Consider the following 21,282-nt stretch of genomic DNA (forward strand, 5'->3'; position numbering starts at 1 on the left):
CCCGCGGCAAGCGGTTTTACCGAACGGCTGCTTTTAGCGACCAAACGGTTGCTCGACCGCGTTGTTTTTGTGCTATAATGAAAATGGAATAGTTTATTCAGGAGGCGTTGTATGCTGCGTATCGCGATTATAGATGATCTGTCCGCCGACCGCGCGGTTCTGCGGGAGGCGCTCGAGCGGGAGCTTGCACCGCGCGGCGCTGCGTTCACCATCGAGGAGTTTGCCTCCGGCGAGGAATTTACCGCCGCGTTCGTGCCCAGACGGTATGACGCCGCATTTATTGATATTTACATGGGCGAGGTCAGCGGCATGGAGGTCGCGCGGCTGCTGTATCACCGCGACCCGGCTTGCCGGATCATTTTCCTTACCACCAGCCAGGAGTTTATGTTGGAAAGCTATGCGGTGCGCGCCACCTACTATTTGGTTAAGCCCTTTGCCGAGGAGCGCCTGCGGCAGGCGTTGGATTTCTGCTTTCCTGCGCCCGATCCGTCCGATCTTTTGACTGTACCCACCAAAAGCGGCGTGCAGATGCTTTCCCGGCGGGAGATTGTGTGCATCGAGTCGATCGCACGGCGTGGCGTGGTGCGCCTGTGTGAGTACAGTATTGAGAGTGCAGCGACCTTTGCCGAACTGACCGCGCCGCTGGAGACGGACAACCGTTTTCTCGGCATCGGGCGCGGTATTTTAATCCAACTCGGGCATGTAGCCGCGCAGGAGGGCAGTGATTTTATTATGGATAACGGACTTCGTCTGCCGATTGCGCGGCGCTGCCGCAGCGAGGTGCTGCGCAGCTTTCAGGCGTTTGCCCTGCGGGAAATGGAGAGGGGATTATGAGAGCATATGCGAAGCTGATTTTGCCGCTGCTGTGCGCGGCAGCGTGTACCGGCGCGGCATTGGCGGACGAACTGCCGGATCTGCCGGAGCACGGCGCGGAGCAGCCGCCTGCCATTGCGGAAAATCAGCCTGCCGATACGGAAACCATCGAGGAAACGCCGGAAGTATCGGACGAAAATGAGGAAAACGGCGCGATTCAGCCGGCAGAACCCGATATGGACAGCGGCTTTTGGATCGAGCCCGAACCGGAATCCGAACCGCCCGAATCCACGCCCGAACCGGAACCGGAAACCATCGTGCTGACGCGCTTCGACACACAGGTAAATGTTGACGTAGCCGCGATTGCCTGCGGAGATGCGGACGCGCTGCACGCCTTTTTCCGTGATGCGAGAGACGGCTTGTGCGGCTATGATGCGGATGGCACACCCTATGACTTTTTCACCGGAGCGTGGGAGCTGTCGGCGGTCGATTGGAATACGCCCGGCGTGTATGATGCTGTGGCGCCGCTGCTTTTGGTCGATGGGGAGGACAGAGCGTGCTTTTCGCTTGCCGAGGGCGTGGAAGCGCCGATGATTCGCTGTCGCGTGAGCGTACAGCAGACCGGAAAGCCGGAGATCGGTGAGTTCATCACGGCACGCGGTCAGATGATTTTTCCGTGGGTGCTGACCGAGGAGCAAAAGGCGCAGCGCGACCGGTTCACGGTATGGCTTAAGCAGGAAAACGGTGCATGGGAGGCGCTGACGCGCGGGATTTCGGTCGGGACGGATGCGCTGAAACTCTATCCGCAGACCTGCGGACTGACATCGGGAACGACCTGTGCATTGCAGGTGGAATATCCCGGAGGGCAGACCGGCATTCTGACCTTTACATACGACGTCGCTCCGCTCAAGCACGGCTACAGTGCGGGCAGCCGCGACGGCGGCGGTGAGGATACCTATCTGCCGGATATTATTCAGCCATCGCCCGGCGGCTCACATTCGGGCGGCTCGCACCATCGACCGAGTACCTCCGAACCGGCAGCGGACGAGCCGGAAACGCCGTCCGAAGATGCCGCTCAAGCACCCGAGCCTGACCTGCCCGCAGACGATGAATCGGAGACGCCCGCAGCACCGGAGAAGCCGGAAACGGCAGTCCCCACCGTTCCTTTCATTACTGCGCCGTCAAGGCTAGAGGATGAGGCAACGATACCGACGCCGCCGGTGCTGCGCGGTCAGACCGAGAGCCGACAGCCGGTGCAGCGGCAACCCGCTGGCGCGCCGTCCGGCGAAGTCAAGCAGTCGGTTGCGGCGGAGCCGGCCGCGACTGTCCTTGAGCAGGACACCGCAGACGGTGCGGTGCTTTCCGGTACGCGCCTGCTGGCGCTGATCGAGCTGGACGAGCCGTTGACGCTGAATAAAAACGGTATTGCCTTTTCGCTTCCGGTCGATACGCTGCGGGCGCTGGAGCTGACCGATGCGGATACTCTTGCGGTTACGCTCACTCGATCGGCAGAGGGAAGAGCACAGGCGGAACTGCGGCTGAACGGAGAGAAGATCGACCTGCCGGACGGTATGACGCTGACGACCGATGAGGCAGAAGCACCTGCCGAACCGGAACAGAAGCTGCCGTTTGCGGCTGCAGGCGCGGCCGTGCTGGCGGCAGTTTTCGGTCTGATGTGGTGGAGGAAACACCTGTGAGCCGGTTCTTTCGCCGTTTGCTGACGGCTTTGCTGGTATTTGCGGCGGCATCTGCGTTCTGCCTGCTGTTGTACCACTATGACAACAAATATACGCAGTCTGCGCCGCAGGCAATCGCCGGAACGCTGTTCGTTTCTGAGGACGATTTGGCGGCGTATCCGGTGCGCAGCCTGTGGAACGGCTGGAATTTCTATCCCGATGTGCTGCTTTCCCCGAAAACCTGCGAAAACCGCGATAAAAGCACCGTTCGTTCAGTGCAGATTGGCGCATACAGCAATTTTGCTTTCGGCAGAACGGAACGGACGCCGCATGGCTGCGGCACCTATATGCTGACGCTGCTGCTGCCCGAAACGCCGCGGCGGTATTTGATCGAGCTGCCCGAGATCTTTTCCGCTTATCGGTTTTATATTGATGACGAACTGGTGCTCTCCGCGGGCGAGACGAACGCCGAGCAGTACCGCTCATGGCTGCAAAACCGTGCGGTCAGCTTTGAGGGCAGCGGCACGGTGCGCCTGCTGCTGGCGGTGCGAGATGAAAGCTGGATATACAGCGGTATGACCTATCCGCCGGCGTTCGGTACAGCGCTGGGCGTGAATACCCAGCGTGCGGTGCGCGTGTGCATCTCCGCCGCTATGCTGACACTTATGCTGCTGTTTGCGTCCTTTGCGCTGTGGCTGTGTCTCGGCTCCATGCGGTGCCCGCCTAATTCACGGCTGTTTCTGCTGCTGAGTCTGAGCGCGGCAGTGCTGCTGTCCGGTCCGGTCGTTCATGCGCTGAAGGCGCTGCCGGTGCAGCCTTGGTACACCATCGAGCTGGTCAGCGGCTACCTGACTACGCTGCTGATCGTTCTGCTGCATGGACGTATTTGTGCGCTGCCGAATGCCGTGCGCAAGGCGGCGGTTCTGGTCTGCGCCGGCATATGTGGTGCGGCGCTGCTGTGCGGTGCGTGTGCCGCGCACCTGTCCGAATGGAGTATCCGCGCATTTTCCGATCTGACGGTGCTGTTTCGGCTGGCGGTGACAGTCTATCTGCTCGGCTCGGCCCTCTATGCGGCGCGCCGACGGGAATGGCACGCCGGAGCGCTGTTCTGCGCGGATATTTTCTACGGCACGCTGTTTTTGTGGGACTGCCTGCTGCCTGCCTACGAGCCGATTCTCGGCAAATGGTTTTATGAATGGGGCTGCCTGCTGTTGGTGTGCGTGCTGGGCGCGGTGTTCTGGCAGGATATCGCACAGGGCTATCGACGCAGCCTGACCTTTACGGAGGAGCAGCGGCAGATGGCGCGGCAGCTTGCCATGCAGAAGGCGCATTTTGCGCAGATTTCGGAGAAGATTGAGGAAAGCCGCCGCCAGCGGCACGATTTCCGACAGCATCTGCGCACGATTGCGGGTATGGCGGGCGATCCGGAGGCGCAGCTTACGTATATCAGCCGCATTACTGCGCTGTCCGAAGCGACCCGACCGGAAAGCTACTGCCACGATCCGGCGGTGGATGCGATGCTGTACTATTATGTCAGCTCTGCGCGGCGCACAGGAATTCGGGTGTCGGTTCGCGCCGAGCTGTCCGAGGATACCGCTGCGTTCAGCGTGCAGTTCTGCACCATACTGGGGAATCTGCTGGAAAATGCGCTGGAGGCGTGCTGGAGACTGCCCGAAAGCACGGAAAAGTCCATCTGCCTGCACATGAAGCAGCAGTTTCGGCGGCTGTATGTGGTGCTCGAAAACAGCTATGACGGCGAGGTGAACCGGCGCGGCAGTGCGTTCCTTTCGCGCAAGCATACGGGCAGCGGAATCGGAACCGCCTCGGTGCGCGAGCTGACTCGCCGTCTTGGCGGAACGGTGGAGTTCGAGCCGCAGGAAAGCATATTCCGCGTGGTGCTCATCCTGCCGGAACGTGCGGATGAAGAAGAATAGCGAGGAAAACACCTGCTTGGACGTAGCCCCATGTCCTATTTATGAAACAGAACAAGAACCCGATACCGTGCTTTACACCGTATCGGGTTCTTGTCATCTTCGTTATTCGCTGCGGCTCTCGGACTTACTCCTCGTTTTTCGGCTTTTTCTTCTTCGAGGCAGTCTGCGTGCGCAGATATTGATATGCCCACTGGCTGAAATACGGCGTTGCATTGAACAGATAGGTCGGGTTCAAATACGCGTCTACCAGTTCTTCAATGGTGCCCGGCCGATAGCCGTACATTCCCTGTTCCATACGCAGGCTGTACCCATCGTGCTTCGCCTCCAGACGCATGAACTTCTTTGTGTCTCGGTTTACTTTAGCAAGGCGGTTCAAATAGTCTTTCGCCTTGTCGAACTGGTTCTGCTTGTAGTACAGAATGGCCAGCGGAAGCAGCATCTGCGTTTCCTCATATCCGCCGTACTTTTTGTGCTCCGCAAGCAGCAGCTCCAACTGCACGTCAATATTTTCCGGCTCGACTTCGACCGCTTTGTGCAGGTATTCCAGCCGTTTCTTCTTAGAGCTCGCCGCCTCCGCCAGCTCCAGATAATCGGATGCGTCTTCCGGCTCGGTCTGTTTCGGCTGCAACCGGCTGTTGTGCTGCGACATAAAGGTTATCGCCAGACGATGCATGCTGTCCTCATCAGTGATTTCGTCCTCATGCTCGCGCAGGAACTGCTGAAGCTCTCTTATCGTCTTTTCTGTATCTCTGCTGCGCATAAGCGGCACCTCATCTTTTCATTTTGCCGTTGGGTTCACTGTTTCTGCATCGAAACGGTGAAAACAGGTTATCCGCATATGGCTCTCCACACTGCCGTGATGTATAAGCTCTGCTCAGATGAGCGGTTTCTCACTCCGATGGAAATCTTCACTATAATTGAACAAGAGCGCTTTAATTGTGCGGTGTTTCCCAAGGTCTCTGCACAGGAAATGCACTGTGCAGGGACCTGCTGCTCTGCGTACATTTGAATCGGTGTACACAAAAGATATTGTCAATCTGCACAATTTGAAATACAGTGTTTTAAGCAAAGTGCCGTATTTGTAAAAAAACTAAAAATTATCACCCCTAATGTGAAGATTGTGTGTTTTCTAATTTCGGCGACTTTGATAAAATCATCACAAAGAAATGACACATGAGGAGGGAAGAGCAGCATGGAGTATGTACTGGAAATGAAAGATATCAGCAAGTCTTTCCCGGGCGTAAAGGCGCTTGATCATGTGCAGCTTCAAGTGAAGCCGGGCGAGGTTCACGCGCTGATGGGCGAGAACGGTGCCGGTAAATCCACCCTGATGAAAATTCTGATGGGCATTTACACCAAGGACGAGGGCGGCGAGATCATCTTCAACGGTCAGCCGTATCACGTTTCTAACCCGAAGGAAGCCATGGACCATGGTGTTGCCATGATCCATCAGGAGCTGAACCCGATTCTGGATATGTCCGTGTATGAAAATATCTTCGTCGGACGCGAGCTCCGCAAAAACGGTCTGGTCGATGCAAAGGCAGAGATCGCAGAAGCGGAAAAGCTCATCAAGGAGTGCGGTCTGCACGTTTCCCCGAAGGAAAAGCTGCGCAACCTCACCGTTGCACAGTGCCAACTGATCGAGATCATCAAGGCAATTTCCATCAACGCCAAGGTCATTGTCATGGACGAGCCGACCGCCGCTATCACCGACCGTGAGGTTGAGCTGCTGTTCGAGCATATCCGCAGCCTGACGGCAAAGGGTGTTGCGATTATCTACATTTCGCACCGCATGGACGAGATCTTCTCCATCTGTGACCGCGTCAGCGTTTACCGCGATGGTCAGTACATCGGCTCGGGCGATACTAAGGATCTGGACGAGTCGCAGCTCATCAAGATGATGGTCGGCCGCGAAATCACCGATGTATTCCCCAAGCTGGATGCGGAGATCGGCGATGTGATCTTTGAGGCAAAGAACATCGTTCGCGCCGACAACAAGGTAAAGGGCGTCAGCCTTTCGGTTCGCCGCGGCGAGATTCTCGGCATCGGCGGTCTGGTAGGCGCAGGTCGAAGCGAACTGGTGGAAGGCATCTTCGGTATACACGAGCTGTCGCAGGGTGAGATTTTTGTCAAGGGCAAAAAGATCAAGGTCCACTCTCCGAAGGATATCATCAAGGAGGGCGTGGCCCTCATCACCGAGGACCGTAAGGTCACCGGTTTGAACCTCAGCGGTTCGGTAAACGACAATATCGCCATGGTAGCGATCAAGAAGCTGCTCAGCCATGGTCTTTATAACAAGGGCAAGGCACGCGCCGCTTCCATGGAGTACATCAAAAAGCTGAATATCAAAACTCCTTCCGGCGACCAGATCGCGGGCAACCTGTCCGGCGGCAACCAGCAGAAGATCGTTATCGCCAAGTGGCTGCTGAACGATCCGGACGTCATCATTCTCGATGAGCCGACCCGCGGTATCGACGTCGGCGCTAAGCGCGATATTTATCTGCTGCTCGGCAAGCTGGTGCAGCAGGGCAAGGCGGTTATCATGATTTCGTCCGAGATCCCCGAACTGATGGGCGTCTGCGACCGCATCATGGTAATGTGCGAAGGCAATCTCTCCGGCGAGGTGAAGCGCAACGAGTTCTCGCAGGAACGCATCATGACGCTGGCATCCGCGCTTGAAGTATAAAGGAAGGGGAACAACATGAAACAGAAAAATCTTAAAGGACTGATCAGTGAATACTTCATCTTCCTGATCTTTATCGTACTGGTCGTTGCGCTGACCATTCTGAAGCCCAGCTTCATCAGCCCGAACAACCTCGTCAACATCCTCAAGCAGGCTTCCATCAACGGCATTCTGGCGTTCGGCATGATGTTCGTCATTATTGCGGGCGGATTTGATATGTCGGTCGGCTCTACCGTAGCATTCACCGGCATTTTGGCAGCGCTGCTCGGCAAGGGTGATCTGCCGCTCATCGTGCCGCTGGTCGTTGCGATGCTGGCCGGTCTGGCAGTCGGCATGGTAAACGGTATCGGCGTTGCCATCGGCGATTTGCCCCCGTTTATTATGACACTCGGCTCGATGACGGCTGTGCGTGGTCTGGCGCTGCTGACCTCCAACGGCAAGCCGATCACCGGCATCAGCAAGGGCTACAAGGCTGTCGCTGCATCTTCTATCGCAGGCATTCCGATGCTGTCCATCTTTCTTGTAATCGTTATCATCATCTGTGCATTTGTTTTATCTAAAACGGTTTACGGACGACGTGTTTACGCTTGCGGCGGCAATCTGCAGGCAGCCCGCGTTTCCGGCATCAACACCACCGCGATCCGCATCTCCACGTTCGCCATTGCCGGCCTGCTGGCTGGTCTGTGCGGCTTCCTGATGACCTCCCGCGTTACCATCGGCCAGCCGACCGCAGCCGAGAGCTACGAGATGGACGCCATCACCGCGTGCGTAGTCGGCGGTGTATCCATGACCGGCGGCGTAGGCAAGCCGTGGGGCGTTGTCATCGGCTGTCTGCTGATCACCGTTATCGCAAACGGTCTGGATATCATGGGCGTATCGTCCCACTGGCAGAAGATCGTCAAGGGCGTTATCATCGTGGTAGCCGTTCTGATCGACGTAAAGGGCAAGACCAAGAAAAACTGATTTCCATTGTTGACTGTGAGGACCGCAGGAGCGTGCGAACGCTCCTCTCTCCTCCTATCATAACCACAACTTCTCTAAGGAGGAAAAAGAAAATGAAAAAGAGACTTCTCGCTATGCTGCTTACCGGTGCCATGACTCTGAGTCTGGCTGCCTGCGGTGGTACTTCCACCGGTTCTGATGCAGGCACCGATTCCGGTGCTGATTCCGGCAGCGATTCCTACAAGATCGCCCTCATCCAGCAGCACCAGACCAACGCATTCCAGATTGCCGTATCCGAGGCTGCTGAGGCCAAGGCTGACGAGTTGGGCGTTGACCTGACCATTCTGAGTGCCGATCAGGACGCCGCTACCCAGATCAGCCAGATTGAGCAGTGCGTATCCGAGGGCTATGACGCCATCCTGTTCGAGCCTGTTGATCCGGACGGCCTCGCGGATGCTGCAAAGTCTGCAGCTGATGCCGGCGTTGTTATGATCAACATCATCTCTGCCTGCACCGACTGGCAGAACAACGGCATCTCCGCTGTTTCCTACGGCAACAACGTAAAGGCCGGCGAAACCGAGATGGAGCAGGTTGCAAAGCTCCTCGGCGGCAAGGGCAACATCGCTATCCTGACCGGCCCGTCCGGCGACGCAGGCGGTCTGCAGCGCATGGAAGGCTACGAGAACATTCTGAAGAACTACCCCGAGATCAAGCAGGTCGTTGCTCCGGCTGACTGCCAGTGGGATACCGCAAGCGCACAGTCCACTGTTGAGAGCTGGCTGTCCGCTTACGATCTGGATGCTATCGTTTGTGAGAACGACGGCATGGCAGTAGGCGCCGGCAACGCAGCAGGTGCAAACTCCGGCATCGTTATCACAGGCGTTGACGGCACGCCGGACGGCTTTGAGGCTATTCAGGACGGCCGCATCACCGGTACCGTTTCTCAGAACGGCGGCGCTATGGCTGCAAACGGCATCGAGGCTGCTGTTAAGCTGCTCAAGGGTGAAACCCTCGACACCACCGAGATCGTAACCGACAACACCTGGATCGACTCCAGCAACGTTAAGGATTACGAGTAATTTCTTGAAAATGCTTTGCAAATCCTTGCAAACAGTGTTATTATGAATAAGAAAAAGGGAAAACGGATACGTTTTCCCTTTTTCTTATCAACAAGCGAAATTCATTTTCCTAAAATTACCTTCAAAGGGGAATATGTATGTTAAGGGTCGTACTGGCAGATGATGAAAAAAAGGTCCTGCTGCTGATGCGCAAGCTGATTGACTGGGAAGGTCTTGGCTTTGAGATTGTCGGCATGGCGAGCGACGGTATAAGCGCACTCGATCAAGTGCGCGAAAAGAAGCCGCACTTGCTGGTGACCGATATCCGCATGCCCGGCTATGACGGCATTGACCTCATTCGGCAGGCAAAGCAGATTCAGCCGGGACTGCATTTTATCATCGTCAGCGGCTACCGCCAGTTTGAATATGCGCAGAATGCGCTCAAATACGGCGTAGAAGGCTATCTGCTTAAGCCGCTCAAGCAGGAGGAAATGGTCGATCTGCTGATCAGCCTCAAGGAGAAGATGGGCGAGGAAGCAGCGATAGAGTACCGCTTGAAAAAGAGCAGCGAGCGCGAGCAGGAGCGCATCATCGACACCCTGATGACTGAGGTGCGCGGCGGTGTACGCACCTCGAGCACCGTGCGCTCGTTTGATCTGGAGCGCGGTCTGCCCGAAGGCGGCAGCTACTTTGCGGCTGTTATCAAGCCGAATATTCCGTCCGCGGCAGAAAATCAGGACGGCTTCCGTGCCATGCAGAAGCACGCGCTCGAGATCGTCCGGCAGGAGCTGGGACAGATGGACTGCGGCTTTGTGGCATCGGCACGCCGCGAGGGTATCGTGGCGGCCGTGTATACGCCGGAGTATCAGCCGGTCGAGGTCAAGCGGTGCTTCACCAAGATACGCAAGGAAATCGAAAAGCAGCGCGACCTGTTCTGGGGCATTCGCGCCGCCGTCTGCCTTGGCAGTCGGCAGAGCACCGCAGAAAAGCTGTCCGTTTCGCTGAAGGAGGCGCTTTGGCTGTGCATCGACGGTTTGTGCCACACACCAAACTGGCGGGACGCCGAAGCCGAAACACCGGATTTTTCCCTGCATTATACGCTGGACGGCGCGCAGAAGCGTCGCTTTCAGGAGGCTGCCGCATGTCTGAACACCGAGCAGTACGCCGAGGAGCTGGAGGACAGCTACCGCGCAGTTATGTCTATGCAGCCGCTCTGGGGACAAATGCTGGAGGACTGGTTCCGGCAGATACTAACTGCGGTGCGCTACGGCTTGCAGCAGGACGGCAGCGCCGATGAGCAGTTCTATCAGCGCATGGAGGACGGACTGTGGCAGTGTACCAACGCACAGGAGCTGCTTCGACTGCTGCAGGACGGCGTCAGCGGTGAGCTGAACCGCCTGCGCCGGGAGCGCTCTCAGCGCGAAGCGCGTCCCATTACGGACGCAAAGCACTTTATCCAGCAGCATTATCAGGAGTCTCTGCGGCTCGAGGACGTCAGCAATGCGGTCGGCTTCAACGCGACCTACTTTTCCGCCATGTTCAAAAAGGAGACCGGACAGAATTTCATGGATTATCTGACCGAGCTGCGCATGAATAAGGCGAAGGAATTGCTGTGCGGCGATGAATGCTCGGTGCAGGACGTTGCCGAACAGGTTGGCTACCGTGACCTGAAATATTTCTCCCGCCTGTTCAAGAAAACCACCGGAATCAGTCCGTCGGACTATAAAAAGCTGTACAGGTAGGTGAAGGGCATGTGGCTGAAAACACAATGGAAGCTGCGCCGGGCGCTGCGCCGTTATCGGCGGGACGGCAATTTGGATGCGGTGCTGCACGAGGATTGGAGCCGCTGCCGCGATATTTTTGCCTTTTTCCACGAGATCGAGGATCGTCTGCACGGCGAGGAGATCACCCGCCTGCGGCAGAAGCAGGCGGAGTATCTGGCGCTGCAAAACCAGATCAATCCGCATTTTCTGTACAATGCGCTTGAGGCGATCCGTTCGGATGCGCTCTTGGCGGATTGCGAGGACATCGCGGAGACGACCGAGGCACTGGCGACTTTTTTTCGCTACACCATCTCCAATGTGCAGGAATATGTCACCTTTTCGGACGAGTTGGACAACGCCGAGAACTATTTCACCATCCAGCGCTGCCGCTTCGGTGACAAGCTGGATATGGAACTGGAAATGGAAAACGAGGACCTGCTCGAGGCGCGTATGCCCAAGCTGATCCTGCAGCCGCTGGTGGAAAACGCCGTCGTGCATGGCCTGGAGAGCAAGATAGGGCAGGGAACCGTACATATTTCGGTGGAAAACAGCGAAAACACGCTGTTCCTGCGCGTCAAGGACGACGGAATCGGTATTTCCGAGGAGCAGGTGGAGCAGCTGAACGAGGAGTTTGCCCATGGCAGCGCGAACGCCGTCAGCCGCAAACGCGGCGGCATTGCGCTGCGCAATGTCAACAGCCGTATACGGCTGATGTTCGGAGAAAATTACGGTCTGCGGATATTCAGCGCGAAGGGAATCGGTACCGAATGCTGCGTTACACTGCCGCTGCTGCTGCAGGAGGAGTGACATGAAGGAAGAACTGATACGCATTGAGCATGGTGTATTCCGCAGCGATACCGGCGAATACCGGTTTGATATCTCGGTTTCCTGTGGCGAGTGCATCGGCGTATATGTGGATGAGTATTTGACCTCCGGTACTGCATATCTGGATCTTTTCAAGGGACGCCTTGCACTGACGGACGGACGCGCCTTCTGCTGCGGCAGCAAGACAGGCGCCGCAGTGATTGAGCACTGGATCCGGCAGAACACCATGCTGGTGGACAAATCCCGCTTTGCGGGCAGGGAGCTGACCATGCGCGATTTTGTGCTGGCGCTTGGCAGAACGACCTCATACCGGCAGAAGAACCGCAGTGCGGCACGGCTGAAATCGCTTGCCGCGACCGATATGCTGCGGCAGCTTGGGCTGGAGCATTCGTGGGAGACGCGCCTTGCCGACCTTTCGGTGCTGGATTATTACCGGCTTTCGGTGTTCCGCGCATGGTTCACCGGCTGCCGGCTGCTCGTCCTCGATCGGCTGACAGAGGCACTGCGCCGGCAGGATCAGGACCGGCTGATGCAGTGCGTACAGCTTCTGCTCGGGCATGGCATGGCGGTGCTCCTTTTCGATATGGATGAGATGTTCATGTTCCGCTATGCCGGCCGCATTGATGTGATTAAGGAGCGCCGCACCTTTTTCCGGCTGTATCCCGAGGAATACGGCCCGCGCCTGTTTGAGCTGCTCGGTTGGGAGCGTGCCAGCCGTCCGGCATGGATGGAGCGCACAGCGCCCGCAAAGGGCAAGACGGTGCTTTCCGTATTTGAACTGTTCCTGCCGCCACTGCCGCCGCTGTCCTTCGAGATATGCGCCGGCGAGATCGCCTTTCTGCACGATGAGAATTACAGCACCGGACGCCGTCTGCACGACTGCTTTCTGGGGAATCAGGGCTGGCAGAACGGCATTTTCCGGCTGGACGGCAGAATTTACGACCACAGCGAGCTGAACCGTATCATCGGCACCGAGATCGGCATCCAGATTGAGCGGCCCGACCGGCCGGGCGGCGTGCTGTTTGACAACATGACCGCGCTCGACAATCTGTGCACCTGTCTGATTCCTAAGGCAGACAAGCGGCTGATCCGCAAAAAGCTCGTCTCCAGTATTCTGGAGGAGGCGACTCGCTGGTTCCCGCGCGAAATGCTGCTGCGTCCGATCAGCGCATGGTCACTGCCCGATCGTCTGCGGTTTTCGTATTATCGGTGGTATCTGCTCAATCCCAAGCTGCTGATCTGCTTTTTCCCGTTCGCGGGACAGGAATCGGCGCATCACAAGATGATCATTGATATGCTGGTGCTGTGCGCGCGGCGCGGCATGGCGGTCTGGATCATCTCCTCCGGCATTGACGCCATCTGCGAAAAAACCGACAACGAAGAGTTTCTGCGCCGTCTGCGCTACATCAAGGAATGATGTGTGCAGGCGGCGTTTTTCTTATCCAATCTGCACGACAACCGACCTCCGACTTTGTGGGAATCCCACATTGTGACAATCTGCGGAAACCGATATAATAGAACTGTAAAAGCATAGGAAACAAAGCGGTATTCGATCAGCGTCAATACTCCTCCGGATGCCGCTTTCCGCAACAGTCGGAAAGGAGGGACTGTTATGACCGAACTGATGCTGAAGCTTGCCGCGTTCCTTGCGATGGTGATTGACCATGCGGCGGCGTGCCGTCTGGACAGGGTGTTTTTTCCGGCGTTTAGCAAGGTGTATATGATTTCCAGAGCAATCGGACGCATGGCGTTTCCGATTTATGCCTTCTGTCTGGTCGAAGGATTCCGCCACAGCCATGATCTCCGCCGATACGGCGGGCGTCTGCTGCTGCTCGGGGTCATCTCGCAGCTTCCGTATGCGTTTACGCTCAACCGCTGGTATCTCGAGCCCGCGTTCGGAGCGGTGTTTCCCGCCGATCCGAGTCGGGCGTTCCGAAACTTAAATATTCTGTTTACGCTGTTTATCGGGCTGGTTCTGCTGGTTTTCTTTCGTAAAAAGCCGCTGGCGCGGGTGATTCAGTCCAAAGGGCTTGCGGTGCTCCTGCTCGCCTGCGGCGGCTTCGCGGTCTATACGGCGGAGCCGGAGTTTGACTCGCGCTTCCGCCGGCTGTGCACCGTGCTGCTCCTTGCCTCGGCAATCGCGGTCGCGCTGCTGCACGTTTGGCGAAAGCACCTTGCCCTGCGGGATTGGCTCGCGCGGTTTGCGGTGCTCGTGTTTGTTGTGCTGCTGTTTGAGCGGTATCCGCTTGCGCATCTCCGGTGCAACATCGACTACGGTGTATGGGGAATTTTGCTGATTTTGTGCCTGTCGTATGCCGAGAGCCGATGGAGCCGCGCGCTTGTTGTTTTACTCTGGGGTGCGCTGTTTTATTCCTCGCTCGGTATGCCGGATTGGGGTTCGATCCGCGGCACGGCGGCGGCAGCGCTCCTTCTGCTGCTGTACAACGGCGAGCGCAGCCGGAAACCGCACCCGAAGCTGAACAAAGCCTTTTATGCGGCGTATCCGCTGCACCTCGCGGTGATCTGGGCGATGGTGATTGCAGCGGAAGGTCCGCTGACGCAGCTCAAGCTGTTGAAGTATTATTTGTAAATCGCAAAAAACAGACCGACAGAGTGAATGTCGGTCTGTTTTTTGCAGGCTTTAAGCGGAAATTTTGTATTCTGATTTTGGCTTCGGTTCCTTGCGCGAGTTCCGTCCGCGTCTTATCAGTATGCAAAATTTATTCGCAAATCGCTCTTGTTCAATTATACGGTATTGCCTTTACAATTTACCTTTTCTACATACGCCGGAAACCCGGCTGCGGCCTAATGCGCAACCGGGTTTCTGGGCAGAATGTTTAGGATTCTTCGTTTCTTGCGGATTCAATATTCTGCAGAAGCTGTTTCTGCGTATCATCGAACAGCAGGCGCTTGTTATGCGCGAAATATGCATCGCACCCGAAGTTCTGGATAAACCACGAGGTAAACCAGTTCGCGGTCAGCTCGGTAGCGAACAGCACCAGCTCCTGCGAGTCCGGAATGGCGGCATCGAGGAAGGCAAAGGCGTTCGCAAGTTCGGTGTCGGTCTTGTCTGCGGCGGCCGCGCGTGCGTCCACATCGGCGGAGAAAAGCGCCTTCAGGTGGTCAAACTGCTGCTCATCGGGTACTTTTTCGAGTGTGAGCGTCTGTCGGTAGGCGTCCAGACGCTCCACCTCACGGGAGGCGACATAGAGCGCGTCCTTGTCGGACGAGCCGCCGTTTCGCTTGTCTGCAAGCGCGGCACGTTTTTCATCCGGCAGGGAAGTGATGGCTTTTTCGCCTTCTCGGATGGCGAGCAGGTCGGCATGAAGTGCGTCGGTCAGCGCATCCAGACGGTACGCGTCACGGGCACCGTCCGCCAGCCGGCTCAGCAGCAGACCGAGTACGCCCAGCTTTTCGTCAAACGGCGCGTCCCGCAGTTCGGAAGCGCGAACCGGCTCCCAGGTGCCGGAAAGCAGCTCATCTACGCGGTAAACCTGCTTGTATTTGTCATAAAGCTGCAGATAATTCGCAAAATCGCTTGCCACCTGCGGCAGCTGCAGATACTGCTCCACAACCTGACGATCAATCGGAATACCCAGCGACTCGTACACCTGCATCAGCTCGGACAAATCCTCCCAGCCGCGTGCGGTGACAAACTGCAGTCCGTCGGCGGTGGCCTCTACGCGGTAAAAATGCTCGCGCCGGATCTCGAGATAGGACAGGATGGCACCGTGGATGCCTCGTCGGTACGCGTACTCCTTCCACACGCCGAAATCCTCTTCGATGTCGATTTTTTTGACGCGATCGAGTGTTACCACGTCAAATTCCCGCACGGATTTGTTGTATTCCGGCGGATTTCCGGCCGCTACGACTACCCATCCGGCGGGCAACTGTTGGTTGCCGAAGGTCTTGCACTGCAGAAACTGCAGCATCATCGGCGTGAGCGTCTCGGAAATGCAGTTGATCTCATCGAGAAACAGAATGCCTTCTTTTACGCCTGTACGTTCCATTTCGCGGTACACCGAAGCGATAATCTCGCTCATCGTGTAGGCGGTGACCGTGCGTTCCTCGCCGCCGAGCACCACCTTGTCGATGAACGGCAGACCGAGCGCGGACTGGCGCGTGTGGTGCGTCAGCGTGTAGGAGACAAGACCGACGCCGGTCTCCTCGGCAATCTGCTGCATGATCTGCGTTTTGCCGATGCCCGGAGGTCCCATCAGCAGGATTGGCCGCTGCCGAATCGGCGGAATGCGGTACGCGCCGAATTCATCGGTCGCAAGATACGCCTTGAGTGCGTTTTTGATTTCGTTTTTTGCTCTCTTTATGTTCATGATAGTTCCTCGAATCACTCAAATTGATCCAGAAAATTATGTTTACCGTTCGCATCGCGCCAGCCGAGCAGCTTGACGGTATCGACGTTCTTGACCGCGTTGAAGATATTCGCTTCGATCTGCGGGTTGTTTGCCGCGAGAGACGCGATCAGCTGCTTGATTTCGGCGCGTTTGGTGTCGCTTTCCAGCTTTTTTGCCGGACAGTCGCACGGCAGAAAGGTCAGACCGCAATATTCCGTCCAGTCGAGGACACTCTGCTCGCGCGTGAAATACAGCGGACGGATCAGCTCCATGCCCTCGTAATTCTTGGCCTTGACGCGCGGCAGCATGGCCTGCACCTGACCGCCGTAGATCAGTCCCATCAGCACGGTGCCGATGGCATCATCATAGTGATGACCGAGCGCGATTTTATTGCAGCCGCGCTTGCGTGCTTCGGTGTACAGATAGCCGCGGCGCATCTTTGCACACAGGAAGCACGGATGCTCGGCAGAATGCCCCCCTGCCACGCGCAGTACATCGGTATCGAAAATTTCGAGCGGAATGTCCAGCCGTTTCGCGTTTTCCTCGAGGTGCTTGCGGCCCTCCGGCGCATAGCCCGGGTCCATTGCAAGGAACACGAGGTCAAAATCCACCGTGTGCTGTAAATCCTGCAGCAGCAGTGCCAGCAGCATGGAATCCTTGCCGCCCGAGATGCAGACCGCGACTTTATCGCCTGGTTTTACCAGCTTATATGCCTTGACCGCGTCCACGAACGGCTTGCGCAGTGTACGCACAAATTCGCTTTGCAGCGTTCTTTTTATCTCTTTTGCAGTCATTTTGCGCCCTTCTTATGCTGAAAATGATAGGTGATACGGGCAAGAATGCTGTCCGGCGCGAAATGCCGCGCCAGTGTCATGGCCTTCATGGCTGCACCCGGAACGACAACCGCCTTGCCCGCAAACAGGCCGTCAACAGCTTCGCGCGCCACACGCTCTGCCGACAGACCGGAGAGCGAAAACCGCACGCCTGCGACCTTGTTGAACTCGGTGTCCACCGGTCCCGGACAGAGGGCGCACACACGCACCGGAGAGCCGGCGCGGCGCAGCTCCTCGCGCAAGGCTTCTGTCAGGCGCAGAACATAGTTTTTGGTGGCGTAATAGGTTGCCATCAGCGGTCCCGGCAAAAATCCTGCCGAGGACGATACGTTGAGAATGTAGCCGCGTCCGCGCTGCACAAAATCCCGCACAGCCAGCTTGGTGAGAATGTGCACGGCACGCACGTTGGTGTCGATCATGCGCAGCTCCTCATCCAGATCGGCGGTGACAAACTCGCCGAACAGGCCGAAACCCGCGTTGTTGATCACGACCTCCAGCTCCTCGCTTTGTACCGCCTCGTACAGCAGGCGGCATTCCTGCTCGTCCGACACGTCCGCCGCGATGACGCGGCACGGTACCGGCAGCTCTGCCGCCAGTTCGCGCAGGCGTTCCTCTCTGCGGGCGCACAGGATCAGCTCGTAGCCGCGTGCCGCCAGCAGGCGCGCCATTTCGCGTCCCAGTCCAGAGGACGCACCCGTGATGAGTGCTTTCATGCAAATTCCCTCCAAATCACTGTGATAACTTATTATATAGTACCATGCGGACTTGTCCGCGTCAATTCATGTTGTTCGTCACATTCTGTACAAATTTGCGGATGGTGATGGGTTTACTTGGTTTTGGCTTTTCAATAAGATTTGAGAATGGTATAATAACAATGAAATAGTGCATTGATTTTTCGCCAGAAGCCGAAGATTGGAGGGGCGAACATGAAAAATAAAGAAGCAGACACCGAATTGGAATCCAGACTGTTGGAAATCCTGGTGCACCCGTGCCGTATTGAGGACATCCGGCGCGAGCTGCCGAATGCAGGCAAAAACAATCTCAAAAACGCGCTGGACGCGCTCATTGCGGACGGCAGGGTGATGAAAAATAAGAAAAACCGCTTTGCGGTCTCCGCGCACTACGGCTGTGCGGCCGGAACCTATCTGGCTACCGAGCGGGCATTCGCGTTTGTCGCGCCGGATTATCCGGAGGGCGAAGCCAAGCCGGATGATCTGTTCATCCCGCCGAATGCGTCCGGCGGTGCGTGGCACGGCGACCGCGTGCTCGTCAAGGTGAGTGAGCGCAAGAACAACCGCGGCCGCAAGGAAGCAACCGTTATCCGCGTGCTGGGACGCGCCGGCAAAGAGCTGACCGGCGAACTCGTGCAGCGCGGCAAGGCATTTTTCGTGCAGCCGACCTCGAAAAAGTATCCGGAGATCGCGGTGGACAAGCATGACCTCGGCGAAGCCGCCGTCGGTGACTGCGTGGCTGTTTCGATCTCGCACTACGGCGATGAGCAGTTTATGCCGCAGGGCGTTGTTCGCGTGGATTTGGGCGAAAGCGGTACAATGGAGGCCGCTATCGCGGCTGTTCTGCACGAAAACGGTGTGTACGATGTATTCCCGAACGAGGTGCTCGAGCAGGCGCTCGCCATTCCGCAGGAGGTCGATATGGGCACCGCCGGCAAGCGGCTCGATCTGCGCGACAAGCTGATCTTTACCATCGACGGCGATGACGCGAAGGACTTTGACGACGCGGTATCGCTCGAAAAGCTGGAAAACGGACACTATCTGCTCGGCGTACACATCGCGGACGTGAGCCATTACGTCACGCCGGATTCGCCGCTTGACGCCGAGGCGTTCCGCCGCGGCACGTCGGTTTATTTCCCGGGACACGTTGTGCCGATGCTGCCGTTCGCGCTGTCCAACGGCATCTGCTCGCTCAACCCGAAGGTGGACCGTCTGGCGTTCTCCGCGCTGATGGAGGTCGATAAGGACGGCCGCCGGTATGGTGCGAAATTTGCCAAGTCGGTCATCTGCTCCAAGGCCCGCATGACCTACAACAAGGTCAACAAAATCCTCGCGGGGGACAAGGGGCTGCGCGAGGAATACGCTTTTCTGGTCGAGACTGCCGAGACGATGAACAATCTGGCGCACGCGCTGTACAAGCGCCGCATTGAGCGCGGCGCACTCGAGCTGGACATTCCGGAGGCGGAAATCCGCGTGGACGAGAACGGCAAGCCGGTTGAAATCCGGTTCCGTGAACGCGGCGAGAGTGAAAAGCTGATTGAGGAATTCATGCTGCAGGCCAACGAAGCGGTTGCCGAGTATATGTGCAAGCGCGAGCTGCCGACCGTCTACCGTGTGCACGAGAATCCCGATCCGGACAAGCTGCGCGTGTTTGCGTCGTTTGCGCGTCCGTTCGGCTACCGCATCGACCCGTCCAAGCCGGAGGATACGGCGCAGTTCCAGACCGTGCTGCGCGGCGCAAAGAACGACCCGAAGCAGCGCGTGCTGCCGACGCTTCTGCTGCGCTCGCTGGCGCGTGCCCGCTACGCGGATGAGTGCATCGGCCATTACGGCCTGAAGGCAAAGTTCTACCTGCACTTTACCTCGCCAATCCGCCGTTATCCCGATCTGGTGGCACACCGCATGCTGCAGAAGGCGCTGCTCGGTGAAGAATTTACCGCGGCAGACGAAACTATGTGCGAGGAAGCCGCGGACCAGTCCACCAATCGTGAGCAGGCTGCCGACAACTGCGAACGCGACATCGACAAGCTGTATATCGCGTCCTACATGCAGCAGTTTATCGGTGAGGAATTTGACGCGGAGGTTTCCGGCGTGCAGTCGTTCGGCGTGTTCGTTGCGCTGGAAAACGGCTGTGAGGGTCTGATTCGAGCCGAGCTGATGACCGGCGACTTCTACCAGTATGACGAGGAGCACATGGCGATGGTCGGCCGCCACACCGGCAAGCGGTTTACGATCGGCACGCCGATGCGTGTTAAGCTGCTTGCTGCAAGCGACACCACCGGTCAGATCGACTTTGCACCGGCAGACGGCTCGCTTCCGGTTTCGGAAAAGCTGGATCGTCTGCGCCGTGAGGACACCGACCGTGCTCCGAGAGGCAATCGCGCAGAGCGCCGCCGCCACAGCGGCAAGGGGCGCGGCGGCAAGCCTGGCAAGGGCAAAAAACCGCCCACGCGCAAGAGAAGATAAGGCAATACCGCATAATTGAACAAGAGTGATTTGCGAGCAAATTTTGCGTTCTGCTTAGGCGTGGTTTTGCGGTAATACTTTGTGTATTACCATGAAATCGCAACGACAGCAGAGCACAAAATTTCCGCAAAGCACCGCAGCTTTAATTGTGTGGTGTTGCCGCTATAAAGGAGAGAATCTTTTATGTCCAATAAAGTAACCGTTGCTGCGATTCAGATGACCTATGGTCTGGATGAAGCCTGCGAGAAGGTTCGTGAAGCGGCATCTCAGGGTGCGCAGATCATTTTGCTGCCCGAACTGTTTGAAAACTGGTATTTCTGCCAGGAAAAAAGCTATGAAAATTACCATTTAGCGACAACGCTCGAGGAAAATCCGGCGGTCCGCGAGATGCAGACCATTGCCCGTGATTTCAAGGTCGTCATTCCGGTCAGCTACTACGAGCGGGTCGGTGAGACCACGTTCAACACGGTGGCTGTCATTGACGCGGACGGCACGATCATGGGTCAGTACCGCAAGACCCACATTCCGGATGACCATTTTTATCAGGAAAAGTTCTATTTTACGCCCGGAAATACCGGCTTCAAGGTCTGGGATACGGCTTATGCGAAAATCGGCGTCGGTATCTGCTGGGATCAGTGGTTCCCGGAATCCGCGCGCTGCATGGCGCTGCAAGGCGCGGAACTGCTGTTCTACCCGACTGCCATCGGTTCCGAGCCGATTCTCGACTGCGATTCCATGCCGCACTGGCGGCGCTGTATGCAGGGTCACGCGGCGGCGAACATTATGCCGCTGATCGCGGCAAACCGCATCGGCACCGAGACCGTCAAGCCGACCGAGGATAACCAGCACCAGTCGTCCTCGCTGACGTTCTACGGCTCGTCCTTCATCGCGGATGAGACCGGCGCGCTTGTCGAGCAGGCTGACCGCGAAAACGCAGGCGTGCTGACGCATACGTTCGATCTGGATGAAATCCGTGAGATGCGCCGTTCGTGGGGTGTCTACCGCGACCGGAGACCGGAAATGTATGGCGCAATGCGCGGTTACGGCGCAGAATAAGCAAAAGAAAACCCGATTGCGTGTACGCAATCGGGTGAGACTGTCGAAAAACTATCGTTTTTCCGACAATCTGTGTTTTGACTTCGCAAAACACGGACGTCCGAAAGTTCCCATTCGGAAACTTTCTCCCTCTTAAAGTATAAAAACCGA

Annotated in this window: 16 protein-coding genes; 12 read left to right on the forward strand and 4 right to left on the reverse strand. The window is 57.1% G+C overall.

What is annotated here, in order from left to right:
- Positions 1-111: 111 nt before the first annotated feature.
- From PG722_RS06480 to PG722_RS06490, 3 genes are read left to right on the forward strand one after another with little or no spacing between them, the layout of a single operon-like run.
- Positions 112-834 (forward strand): LytR/AlgR family response regulator transcription factor, encoded by a 723-nt coding sequence (locus PG722_RS06480; protein WP_270477537.1) that lies wholly within the window; start codon positions 112-114, stop codon positions 832-834.
- Positions 831-2,510, forward strand: coding sequence for a hypothetical protein (locus PG722_RS06485; RefSeq protein ID WP_270580006.1), 1,680 nt, complete (start codon positions 831-833; stop codon positions 2,508-2,510). Before PG722_RS06480 ends, PG722_RS06485 begins: the two co-directional genes overlap by 4 nt.
- Positions 2,507-4,423 carry a sensor histidine kinase gene (locus PG722_RS06490; protein WP_270580007.1) on the forward strand — a complete coding sequence of 639 codons (1,917 nt, stop codon included), beginning with the start codon at positions 2,507-2,509 and terminating at the stop codon, positions 4,421-4,423. Before PG722_RS06485 ends, PG722_RS06490 begins: the two co-directional genes overlap by 4 nt.
- Positions 4,424-4,547: 124 nt before the next feature.
- On the opposite strand, the gene PG722_RS06495 is transcribed toward PG722_RS06490, so the two are convergent.
- Entirely contained in the window at positions 4,548-5,183 is a 636-nt protein-coding gene (locus PG722_RS06495; RefSeq protein WP_270580008.1) for a hypothetical protein, read from the reverse strand.
- A 432-nt stretch (positions 5,184-5,615) separates the two neighbouring features.
- Here PG722_RS06495 and PG722_RS06500 point away from each other — a divergent pair, with 432 nt between their 5' ends.
- The 7 genes from PG722_RS06500 (at position 5,616) to PG722_RS06530 (ending at position 14,284) form a co-directional block, all read left to right on the forward strand.
- Entirely contained in the window at positions 5,616-7,109 is a 1,494-nt protein-coding gene (locus tag PG722_RS06500; protein ID WP_270384564.1) for a sugar ABC transporter ATP-binding protein, read from the forward strand.
- A 15-nt stretch (positions 7,110-7,124) separates the two neighbouring features.
- Positions 7,125-8,069: an ABC transporter permease gene (locus tag PG722_RS06505; protein ID WP_118360888.1), complete on the forward strand. Its 945-nt coding sequence runs from the start codon at positions 7,125-7,127 to the stop codon at positions 8,067-8,069.
- Between the two features lie 92 nt (positions 8,070-8,161).
- Positions 8,162-9,127, forward strand: coding sequence for a sugar ABC transporter substrate-binding protein (locus PG722_RS06510; protein WP_270418742.1), 966 nt, complete (start codon positions 8,162-8,164; stop codon positions 9,125-9,127).
- Positions 9,128-9,264: 137 nt separating this feature from the next.
- Entirely contained in the window at positions 9,265-10,848 is a 1,584-nt protein-coding gene (locus PG722_RS06515) for a response regulator transcription factor (protein ID WP_270580010.1), read from the forward strand.
- A gap of 9 nt (positions 10,849-10,857) precedes the next feature.
- A complete protein-coding gene (locus PG722_RS06520) occupies positions 10,858-11,676 on the forward strand; it encodes a sensor histidine kinase (protein ID WP_118360885.1) in 819 nt (272 codons plus the stop codon).
- A gap of 1 nt (position 11,677) precedes the next feature.
- Positions 11,678-13,111, forward strand: a complete 1,434-nt coding sequence (locus PG722_RS06525) for a hypothetical protein (protein WP_270580011.1) — start codon at positions 11,678-11,680, stop codon at positions 13,109-13,111.
- A gap of 195 nt (positions 13,112-13,306) precedes the next feature.
- Positions 13,307-14,284, forward strand: coding sequence for a TraX family protein (locus PG722_RS06530; RefSeq protein WP_270580012.1), 978 nt, complete (start codon positions 13,307-13,309; stop codon positions 14,282-14,284).
- A gap of 247 nt (positions 14,285-14,531) precedes the next feature.
- Here the strand turns inward: PG722_RS06530 and PG722_RS06535 are convergent, their stop codons facing one another.
- Genes PG722_RS06535 through PG722_RS06545 form a run of 3 tightly spaced genes read right to left on the reverse strand, consistent with a single transcriptional unit; the run spans position 14,532 to position 17,592 of the window.
- A complete protein-coding gene (locus PG722_RS06535; RefSeq protein ID WP_270580014.1) occupies positions 14,532-16,025 on the reverse strand; it encodes an AAA family ATPase in 1,494 nt (497 codons plus the stop codon).
- Between the two features lie 14 nt (positions 16,026-16,039).
- Positions 16,040-16,840 (reverse strand): tRNA lysidine(34) synthetase, encoded by an 801-nt coding sequence (locus PG722_RS06540; protein ID WP_270580015.1) that lies wholly within the window; start codon positions 16,838-16,840, stop codon positions 16,040-16,042.
- Complete coding sequence (locus PG722_RS06545; RefSeq protein ID WP_117751914.1) at positions 16,837-17,592, reverse strand: SDR family NAD(P)-dependent oxidoreductase; 756 nt, start codon at positions 17,590-17,592, stop codon at positions 16,837-16,839. The genes PG722_RS06540 and PG722_RS06545 overlap by 4 nt, the downstream gene beginning before the upstream one ends.
- Before the next feature lie 213 nt (positions 17,593-17,805).
- Between PG722_RS06545 and rnr the strand changes: the two genes are divergently transcribed.
- Positions 17,806-20,076 (forward strand): ribonuclease R, encoded by a 2,271-nt coding sequence (gene rnr / locus PG722_RS06550; RefSeq protein WP_270580016.1) that lies wholly within the window; start codon positions 17,806-17,808, stop codon positions 20,074-20,076.
- A gap of 183 nt (positions 20,077-20,259) precedes the next feature.
- The gene (gene aguB / locus PG722_RS06555) at positions 20,260-21,132 is read left to right on the forward strand and encodes an N-carbamoylputrescine amidase (RefSeq protein WP_270580017.1); all 873 of its coding nucleotides are present in this window, start codon (positions 20,260-20,262) and stop codon (positions 21,130-21,132) included.
- The last annotated feature ends 150 nt before the right edge of the window (positions 21,133-21,282 follow it).

Source organism: Butyricicoccus sp. OF27-2pH9A (genome assembly GCF_027693185.1).
Lineage (GTDB): Bacteria > Bacillota > Clostridia > Oscillospirales > Butyricicoccaceae > Agathobaculum > Agathobaculum butyriciproducens.

Bases quoted from the DNA above. Each gene is read 5' to 3' on its own strand.
- PG722_RS06480 (WP_270477537.1), top strand. From the start codon at position 112: ATGCTGCGTATCGCGATTATAGATGATCTGTCCGCCGACCGCGCGGTT.
- PG722_RS06485 (WP_270580006.1), top strand. From the start codon at position 831: ATGAGAGCATATGCGAAGCTGATTTTGCCGCTGCTGTGCGCGGCAGCG.
- PG722_RS06495 (WP_270580008.1), bottom strand. From the start codon at position 5,183: ATGCGCAGCAGAGATACAGAAAAGACGATAAGAGAGCTTCAGCAGTTC.
- PG722_RS06500 (WP_270384564.1), top strand. From the start codon at position 5,616: ATGGAGTATGTACTGGAAATGAAAGATATCAGCAAGTCTTTCCCGGGC.
- PG722_RS06505 (WP_118360888.1), top strand. From the start codon at position 7,125: ATGAAACAGAAAAATCTTAAAGGACTGATCAGTGAATACTTCATCTTC.
- PG722_RS06510 (WP_270418742.1), top strand. From the start codon at position 8,162: ATGAAAAAGAGACTTCTCGCTATGCTGCTTACCGGTGCCATGACTCTG.
- PG722_RS06515 (WP_270580010.1), top strand. From the start codon at position 9,265: ATGTTAAGGGTCGTACTGGCAGATGATGAAAAAAAGGTCCTGCTGCTG.
- PG722_RS06520 (WP_118360885.1), top strand. From the start codon at position 10,858: ATGTGGCTGAAAACACAATGGAAGCTGCGCCGGGCGCTGCGCCGTTAT.
- PG722_RS06525 (WP_270580011.1), top strand. From the start codon at position 11,678: ATGAAGGAAGAACTGATACGCATTGAGCATGGTGTATTCCGCAGCGAT.
- PG722_RS06530 (WP_270580012.1), top strand. From the start codon at position 13,307: ATGACCGAACTGATGCTGAAGCTTGCCGCGTTCCTTGCGATGGTGATT.
- PG722_RS06535 (WP_270580014.1), bottom strand. From the start codon at position 16,025: ATGAACATAAAGAGAGCAAAAAACGAAATCAAAAACGCACTCAAGGCG.
- PG722_RS06540 (WP_270580015.1), bottom strand. From the start codon at position 16,840: ATGACTGCAAAAGAGATAAAAAGAACGCTGCAAAGCGAATTTGTGCGT.
- PG722_RS06545 (WP_117751914.1), bottom strand. From the start codon at position 17,592: ATGAAAGCACTCATCACGGGTGCGTCCTCTGGACTGGGACGCGAAATG.
- rnr (WP_270580016.1), top strand. From the start codon at position 17,806: ATGAAAAATAAAGAAGCAGACACCGAATTGGAATCCAGACTGTTGGAA.
- aguB (WP_270580017.1), top strand. From the start codon at position 20,260: ATGTCCAATAAAGTAACCGTTGCTGCGATTCAGATGACCTATGGTCTG.